Below are 7834 nucleotides of genomic sequence, written 5' to 3'. Positions count from 1 at the left end.
GGGCAGAACGCAGCATCTGCCGGGGATTGCCGCCGGCGCTGCGCGCCCTCCAGCAGAATCTCGACAAACGCCCTGGCGGAGGCGCTCAGCGGTTCATCCTTGCGGGTGACCACACCATACTCCAGCGCGGGCACCTGCAAAGAGCTGCGCAGCTCCTTGAACTGCCCGCTGGCCAACTGCGCGGCCACCATTGAGCGCGGCAGCATGGCAATCATCGGTGCCGATTGCAGCAACTGCAGGAACATCGGCATGGAGATGGTCTCCACGCAGTCGGCAGGCGTGGCGATTCCGGCCACCCGGAACGCCTGCTCCAGGCGGTTGCGGATGGGCGTACCTACCGGATAAAGCACCCACGGCCAATCGCCTAGCGCTTCAAGCGGTGTGTTGTCGAGCTGGTTGAGCGGGTGCTCGCTGTTCACCACCAGGCTGAAGGGTTCAGGCTCCAGCGGCTGGAAGTCGAACAGCTGACCGAAGCGTTCCTCGGTGAAGCGGCCAATCATGATGTCCAGCTTGTTCTGCTCGAGCATGGTCAGCAGGTGATCGCTGGAATGCTCCACCACTTCAATCGACAGTAACGGGCTTCGCGCCTTGATGGCGGCGATGGCCTGCGGCAATACCAATGCGGTCGCGGCAAAGATACCGCCAACGCGGATGAAACCGTGCCCGCCGTTGCGCAGGCGGTTGACCTGATCGACGAACTGTTGCGACTCGGCCAGGGCACCCTGGGCGTACCGCACCACGTATTCACCCAGTTCGGTGGGCGGCATGCTGCGAGGCAGGCGCTCGAACAGGGCAAAGCCGAACTGCTCCTCAAGGTCACGCAGCATTTTGCTGAGCGCCGGCTGGCTGAGGTTCATGCGCGTGGCGGTGGCGTGCATGTTGCGCGTGCGCGCCAGGGTGTCGATCAACACCAGGTGCTTGTAGCGGATCCAGTTGCAAAAACTGGAATGGGTCATGTCCGGCGGCATAGACGCAGGGCCTCATGCAGGTGAAAGTTATTGTGCCCGCAGGTAGCGCAGCAAGGTATCAAGGGCAACCGAGTTGGGCCGCGAACGCAGGGTGAGCACCCCAAGGTTGGCCATCGCCAATGGCAACTCCACCGGCAGGATGGCGACCATGCCATAGCGGGCATAATGCTGGGCCACGTCATTGGGCACCACCGCAATCATTTCGGACGCTTCGAGCATGGCAGTGGTCGCCAGGATCGACGCGGTTTCGACGATATCCAGCGACTGCACCATGCCGCCGGCCTGCAATGCGCTTTCGACGCGACGGCGCATCGGGCTGCCGATGGGGTGCAAGATCCACGTCAAGCTCACCAGGTCGGCCAGCTGCAGCCCTGTGGCTGTCGCCAAGGGATGACCTGCGCGAGCAATCACACGCATCTGCTCACCGCCGTCGAACAGCTCGATATTCAGTTCCTGGCTGTCGCTCTGGTCCGGCAGGCGCCCCACCACCATATCGAAATCACCGCGTAGCAAGGCCGGCAGCAAGGTATCGCTGGTGCCCACTTCCAGCGAGATACGTACCTTGGGCTGGTCGCGCTTGTAGGCCAGCACCGCCTTGGTCAGTACGCCCGGTACCGGGCCCATGACGCTGCCCACCCGCACCAGGCCCAACGCCCCGCGCGCCAGTTCGGCGATTTGCGCCTGGGCATGATCGAACTCATGCAATGCGTTTTGCGCATAGCGAATCATCACCTCGCCATACAGCGTCGCTTGCATCCCCCGGGGCAGGCGCTCGAACAGACGTACCCCCAGGCGCTCCTCAAGCTGCTGTAGCAACAGGCTGGCGGCCGGTTGCGTGGTGTGCATCGCGGCGGCGGCGCGGCGCAGGTTGCCGAATTCGCCCAGCGCATTGAGCAACGTGATCTGACGGCTGGAAATCTTCAAGGTACCGAGGCTGGCAGGCGCCTGGGCCTTGTCAGGTGGCAAGCGAGACATATCGAATCCGGTATCGCTGATTAAGATTTGGCGATTATGCCTGTATCGCTCGACAACCTACAGTCAGGTCTCCCTGTGCCTGAGCAGAACAAGAGTCGACCATGAGCATACGCATTACCCACCTGAGCGTTCGCGATATCCGTTTCCCCACTTCGCTGTCGCTGGATGGCTCCGACGCCATGAACAGTACCCCCGACTATTCGGCGGCTTACGTGGTGCTGCACACCGACGCTGCCGCCCTCGAGGGCCACGGCCTGACCTTCACCATCGGCCGTGGCAACGAGATATGCGCGGCAGCGGTGCAGTCGCTGGCCCCCTTGATCGTCGGCCTTACGCTCGAAGAAATCAGCGCCGACATGGGCGCTTTCTGGCATCGCTTTACCTTCAGCGACAGCCAGTTGCGCTGGCTGGGCCCGGAAAAGGGCGTGATCCACCTGGCCACCGCCGCCATCATCAACGCAGTGTGGGACCTCTGGGCCAAGCACGAAGGCAAGCCCGTGTGGAAACTGCTGGCCGACATGACGCCAGAGCAGCTGGTGCGCTGCCTGGACTTCAGCTACGTCACCGACGTGCTCACCCCCGAAGAGGCCATCGCCCTGCTGCGCCGCCAGGCGCCGGGCAAAGCCGAGCGCGAGGCACACATGCTGCGTGAAGGCTACCCCGGGTACACCACTGCCCCGGGCTGGCTGGGCTACAGCGAAGAGAAGATGCGCAAACTGGCCCGCGAGGCCGTGGCAGACGGCTGGACCCACATCAAACAGAAGATCGGGGCCGACCTGGAAGAAGACATCCGCCGCGCCAGCATCCTGCGCGACGAAATCGGCTGGGAACGCACCCTGATGATGGATGCCAACCAAGTGTGGGGCGTCGAAGAGTCGGTGGCCAACATGCGCCGCCTGGCCGCATTCGAACCGCTTTGGATCGAAGAACCGACCAGCCCCGATGACATTCTTGGCCACGCCACCATTCGCCAGCGCATTGCGCCAATCGGTGTCGCCACCGGTGAGCATTGCCACAACCGGGTGATGTTCAAGCAGATGTTCCAGGCCGGTGCACTGGACTTCTGCCAGCTGGACGCAGCCCGCCTGGGTGGCCTTAACGAGGTCCTGATCGTGCTGCTGATGGCCGCCAAGTACGACGTGCCGGTCTGCCCGCACGGCGGTGGCGTCGGGCTGTGCGAATATGTGCAGAACATCGCGCTTTTCGACTACATCGCGGTTTCTGCCTCGCTGCACAACCGGGTGCTGGAGTACGTCGACCACCTGCACGAGCACTTCATCGACCCGGTGGTGATCCATCGCGGGCGCTACATGCCGCCACAACGCCCTGGCTACAGCATTGAGATGCACGCTGAGACCCTGGAACGTTACCAGTACCCCAACGGCGCCGTGTGGCTCGACATCAACCGTTCCTGACCCACAGACCTGGGTGTGCCGCTGCTGCGCGGCACACCACCAGCACTTTTCACGGGGAAAAAAACAATGACAACCCTCACCCGCGCAGCGGCTTGCGCCCCTGCCACCACCCATGAGCAGCGCTTGAACGGCCTGCTGCTACGCAAATTGATGCCACTGCTCATCGTCGTCTACGTGATGAGCTTTCTTGACCGCACCAACATCGCCCTGGCGAAAGCCAGCATGGGCATCGACCTGGGCCTTTCGGCAGCCGCCTATGGCCTGGGCGCGGGCTTGTTCTTCCTCACCTATGCCTTGGCCGAAGTGCCCAGCAACCTGATCATGCACCGGGTGGGCGCGCGCTTCTGGATCACCCGTATCATGATTACCTGGGGTTTGCTCTCGGCGGGCATGGCCTCCGTTCAGGGTGAAACCTCGTTCTACATCATGCGCCTGTTGCTGGGGGTAGCCGAAGCTGGCCTGTTCCCCGGGGTAATGCTGTACCTGACCTACTGGTTCGACCGCGAACAACGCGCCCGTGCCACGGGGTACTTCCTGCTGGGTGTGTGCCTGGCCAACATCCTTAGCGGCCCGCTGGGCGGTGCCCTGCTGGAGCTGGACGGTGTACTGGGCTGGCATGGCTGGCAATGGTTGTTCGTGCTCGAAGGCCTGCCCGCCGTAGCCTTGGCCTATGTGGTGTGGAAGAAGCTGCCGGACGGTCCGGCCTCGGCGCCTTGGCTGACGGCTGCCGACGCCCAGGACATCGAGCGCCGCCTGGCCGCAGAGCAGGCCGCCGCACCGCAGCAGAGCAAGCTGGGGCAGATGTTCCGCGACCGGCAGATCTGGCTGGCGATCGTGGTCTACTTCGTGCACCAGATCACCATCTACACGGTGATTTTCTTCCTGCCGGGCATTATCGGCACCTACGCTGCGCTTTCGCCCTTCCAGGTCGGCCTGCTGACAGCGGTGCCGTGGATTGCAGCAGCCATTGGCGCAGCTACCTTCCCACGCCTGGCCACCTCGCCGCGCCGCTGCCGCACCCTGTTGTTCCTTGGCCTGCTGACCATGGCGGCCGGATTGCTGCTGGCATCGCTGGCCAACTCGTTCATCGGCCTGCTCGGGTTTTCCCTGACCGCGCTGATGCTGTTCGTGGTGCAGTCGATCATCTTCGTCTTTCCCTCCAGCCGACTGAGCGGCAGTGCGTTGGCGGCGGGCCTGGCCTTTGTCACCACTTGCGGTCTGTTTGGCGGTTTCGTCGGGCCGTCGGTGATGGGCTTGATCGAGCAGACCACCGGCAGCACCCGCAACGGGTTGTGGATCATTGCCGCGTTGCTGGTATGTGCGGCGCTGGTCAGTACCCGTTTGCGTCAGGGGCAAGAGCAACCCTGAGGAGAACTCAATTTACGCCGCCTGCAGGTGGCTCTTTGTGCTGCGGAGCCTTGAGGTTTTCAGGCCGTCATTTCACTTGTCGGCCCTCTCGCAGCACTTGGCAGCACCTGCAAGCGTCTTGATTTCAACTTGTGATGCGGGTGTTTCGCCCGCAGCGCACCTCAAGCGCCTGCGCCAGTCGCCTTACCACCAGTTGCAGTTCATCCGGGCGTCCACCCAGCCAGATCAGAGCAAGGTGTTGAGGGTAATGCCCCGGCAGGCCGAACTGCTCACCCGGTAGTGCGTGCAGTGCAGAACCTGCCAACGCTGCGGTAATACCGTCCCACGCCAGCGGCTGGCAAAAGCTCACCCACAGCATCTGCCCACCTTGCGGCATGTCGAAGACCACCCGTTGGCCGAATTGCGATTGCAGTGCATGCGCCAGGTATTGCGTACGCCTTTGCAAGTCTGTGCGTTGCTGTACCAGCTGCGTTTCGATTTCCCCCTTGCCGAGCATGTGAGCAAGCGCCTGCAAACGTAGCGGCGCAAGCCGATACGCCCGTTCAGCGAATGCCTTGGCCAACACGGTGTCACGGCTCAGTAAATAGGCATACGGCGCCTCTGCCCCCACTGCGGCCTCGAACGTGCCCATCACCAGAAGCCAGCGCGGGTCGATCCAGTCACGCAGGCGTGTGCTCGGCGGCCCGTCGTAACAGAGCTCGCTGTCCAGGTCGTTTTCCAGCAGCCATACAGGGTGCTGGCCAAGCAAAAGACCAAGCTGCTGCTGGTAATACGGGGAAACCAGCCGCCCTTGTGGCATGCCCAGGCAAGACGGCATGACCAGCAGGCTTACCGGCTCGCTACCCAGCAGCTTGGCCAACGCGTGCAGCTCGGGGTTGCCACGGGCATCCAGTGGTGCCTCCAGCACGCGCATGCCGGCACGCGCCAGGGCGCGCAACACTTGCCAGCAACAGGGCGAATGCACCAATGCGGTACCACCTTGCAGGGCCAGCGCCGCAAGCAGCGTCTCCAGCAACGCGAGCACATCGGGGGCCAGATGGACGTCATCGGCATGCCAGTACTGGTTGGAGCAGCGGGTGTATCGCTCAGCCACGGCACTGCGCAAACGGGCGCTACCCAGCGCTTCCCAGGACGCAACGCTGCGATCACGCTGACGGGCCAAACGCCGTTCGTGACCAAGCAGCATGCGCTCCAACAGTGGCTGCGTCGGCAAGGGAGGCTGCCGGGCCACGGCCACAGCCTGATCTTTGCCATCGTTCTGTACGTAATAGCCCGACCTCGGCAGGCAGTGTACACGGCCCTCCTCTTCCAGCAGGCTGTAGGCACTTTGTACCGTCGCCAACGACACCCGCAGCCGCCGGGACAACTCACGCAATGACGGCAACCGGCATGTGCCAACGCCTGCAGCTTGTTCGATCAACGCTTCCAGGTAGCGATACACCTTGCGATACGCGAACTCGCCTGGGGCCGCTCGCCCCATCAAGGCAGCCCCGCAACACCACGCCGCCGCCCCAACGCCAGCTGTGGCAGCAGCCTCAGGTGTACATCGCGGCGGGCCAGGTTGTTAAGCAGGCGCCATCCCGCCAACGGCAACTGCCCATCATAAATTTGCCGCAGTTGCCCCAACGGCAAGCCACTGGTATTCACCAGCCAGGCTTTGACTGCATCGGGGCAGGGTTTGCCTTGCAAGGCCCTGTGCAGGTACGGCAACGCCACCACCATGTCGGCGTGCCGACACTGCAAGAACCGCTCGAGGTTTTTCCCCTGCCTGGCAAACGGGCTGAACAGCAGGCACACCAGTTGGGCCTGGTTGATGCCGTAGGCTTTGCCAAATAGCAACGGCACGGCGTCACGCTGCTTGCTGCCACCCGCCTGCCCTGCCAGCCTCAGCGCTGGGCGCCCGACCAGCGGCTCCAGACTGCGGGCGCGCAGTTCATGCAGCTGTGCCGTGGCTAGCGAGTCGACGAACTCGGACAGCGGCAAAGCATCCGCAGCCGTCTCGAAGTGACAACCCAGCATCGCGTCAAGCTGCTGCTCTTCAAGCAAGTGCGGCAACAGGTCATCAATAGCGATCAGCCGCACCGGCGCACGCTCCGGTACGGCGCCTGGAACCGGCTCGTGCTGACCACCCGGTGCGCCCCCAACAGCACCGTGCAATCGGCTCAGCCCTTGGGCCAGCGCCGCCAGGCACTGGTGCACTGCATGCGGGGCATGCACGCCGGCCAGGCGCAGGCTACGCCGGGCCCACGCCAGGTATCGCCGCCGCTGGAGCCCGGGCATGGCGGTGACCAACGCATCGGGAGGCACCGCTGCCTGCAGCGCCTGAACCACGGCGCCCGCCAGCTCCAGGTGCAGGCGGCAACCCAGCAGGGCTTCCGGCCTGGCATCGATCATGTGGCCGAACATCAACATCGCGTCCCTCGCCAGCAGCCAGCGCTCAGGCATTACCGAGAGCCGACAACTGAACGGCACCACTGCGCGCCCCTCGATCATCTGCAATTGCACGCGCGGGTCATCCTGCATGAACAACGCGCTAAAACTGCGCTCGTGAGCTTCCAGCGTGGCGCTATCGGCAACCGGCAGGCTGACCACCAATACCCGCAGCTGGAAGGTTACCGGCGAACGCAGGGCAATGCTCAGCTGCGCGGCACGCAACATGGCCAGCAGCCGGCTGCTGCGGCGGTCGCTCCCTTGCAATACCTGCAAGCTGAAAGTACCGATGTACTCCGGCCCGCCTGCAGCGACCAACAGGCGTTGTATCAGCAACTGCAAGGAAGCGCGCTGCGCCTGGGACATGTGATTCAACAAGCGCTCGAGTACTTGCTGGTAGATATAATGCATCGCCTGGTCGTGAATAGCAGTCACGCAATCACCTCATCAACTTCATGCAGCCAGCGCATGCACCCAACATTTGAGCGTGAACATGCACCAAACTTACCTAGAAGAAATTTCCTACAACAAAATGAAAGTAATGACGTAACCCTTCACTGTCGCCAAGCCATCGAGAAAAAACCGCCCCTGCGATGGCCTGTCGCTGTCACATACTGCTCCATATCAGGCATTGCCATGCTCATCCCACGTTCCTTGCACAAACTATCATTGGGCCAT

General features: G+C 63.0%; 6 protein-coding genes. 2 read left to right on the top strand and 4 right to left on the bottom strand.

Annotated elements, in window-relative coordinates; genetic code table 11:
- Both V7787_RS43525 and V7787_RS43520 read right to left on the bottom strand, forming a co-directional pair.
- The coding region (locus V7787_RS43525) for a LysR family transcriptional regulator (RefSeq protein WP_104887500.1) at positions 1 to 968 on the bottom strand (968 nt) is incomplete at its 3' end.
- A gap of 27 nt (positions 969 to 995) precedes the next feature.
- Positions 996 to 1943 carry a LysR family transcriptional regulator gene (locus tag V7787_RS43520; RefSeq protein ID WP_198748198.1) on the bottom strand — a complete coding sequence of 316 codons (948 nt, stop codon included), beginning with the start codon at positions 1941 to 1943 and terminating at the stop codon, positions 996 to 998.
- A gap of 101 nt (positions 1944 to 2044) precedes the next feature.
- Here V7787_RS43520 and V7787_RS43515 point away from each other — a divergent pair, with 101 nt between their 5' ends.
- Entirely contained in the window at positions 2045 to 3358 is a 1314-nt protein-coding gene (locus V7787_RS43515) for an L-fuconate dehydratase (RefSeq protein WP_198748197.1), read from the top strand.
- Between the two features lie 66 nt (positions 3359 to 3424).
- On the top strand, positions 3425 to 4726 hold the full coding sequence (locus V7787_RS43510; RefSeq protein WP_336093854.1) for an MFS transporter: 1302 nt from the start codon (positions 3425 to 3427) through the stop codon (positions 4724 to 4726).
- A 124-nt stretch (positions 4727 to 4850) separates the two neighbouring features.
- On the opposite strand, the gene V7787_RS43505 is transcribed toward V7787_RS43510, so the two are convergent.
- Both V7787_RS43505 and V7787_RS43500 read right to left on the bottom strand, forming a co-directional pair.
- Positions 4851 to 6206 carry an aminotransferase class I/II-fold pyridoxal phosphate-dependent enzyme gene (locus V7787_RS43505; protein WP_064493101.1) on the bottom strand — a complete coding sequence of 452 codons (1356 nt, stop codon included), beginning with the start codon at positions 6204 to 6206 and terminating at the stop codon, positions 4851 to 4853.
- Positions 6206 to 7591 carry a hypothetical protein gene (locus V7787_RS43500; protein WP_064493102.1) on the bottom strand — a complete coding sequence of 462 codons (1386 nt, stop codon included), beginning with the start codon at positions 7589 to 7591 and terminating at the stop codon, positions 6206 to 6208. The genes V7787_RS43505 and V7787_RS43500 overlap by 1 nt, the downstream gene beginning before the upstream one ends.
- Between the last annotated feature and the right edge of the window lie 243 nt (positions 7592 to 7834).

The organism is Pseudomonas sp. CGJS7, assembly GCF_036961695.1.
Note: the sequence above shows the minus strand (reverse complement) of the source record. Positions and strands in the feature narration are given on the sequence as shown.

Bases quoted from the DNA above. Each gene is read 5' to 3' on its own strand.
- V7787_RS43520 (WP_198748198.1), bottom strand. From the start codon at position 1,943: ATGTCTCGCTTGCCACCTGACAAGGCCCAGGCGCCTGCCAGCCTCGGT.
- V7787_RS43515 (WP_198748197.1), top strand. From the start codon at position 2,045: ATGAGCATACGCATTACCCACCTGAGCGTTCGCGATATCCGTTTCCCC.
- V7787_RS43510 (WP_336093854.1), top strand. From the start codon at position 3,425: ATGACAACCCTCACCCGCGCAGCGGCTTGCGCCCCTGCCACCACCCAT.
- V7787_RS43505 (WP_064493101.1), bottom strand. From the start codon at position 6,206: ATGGGGCGAGCGGCCCCAGGCGAGTTCGCGTATCGCAAGGTGTATCGC.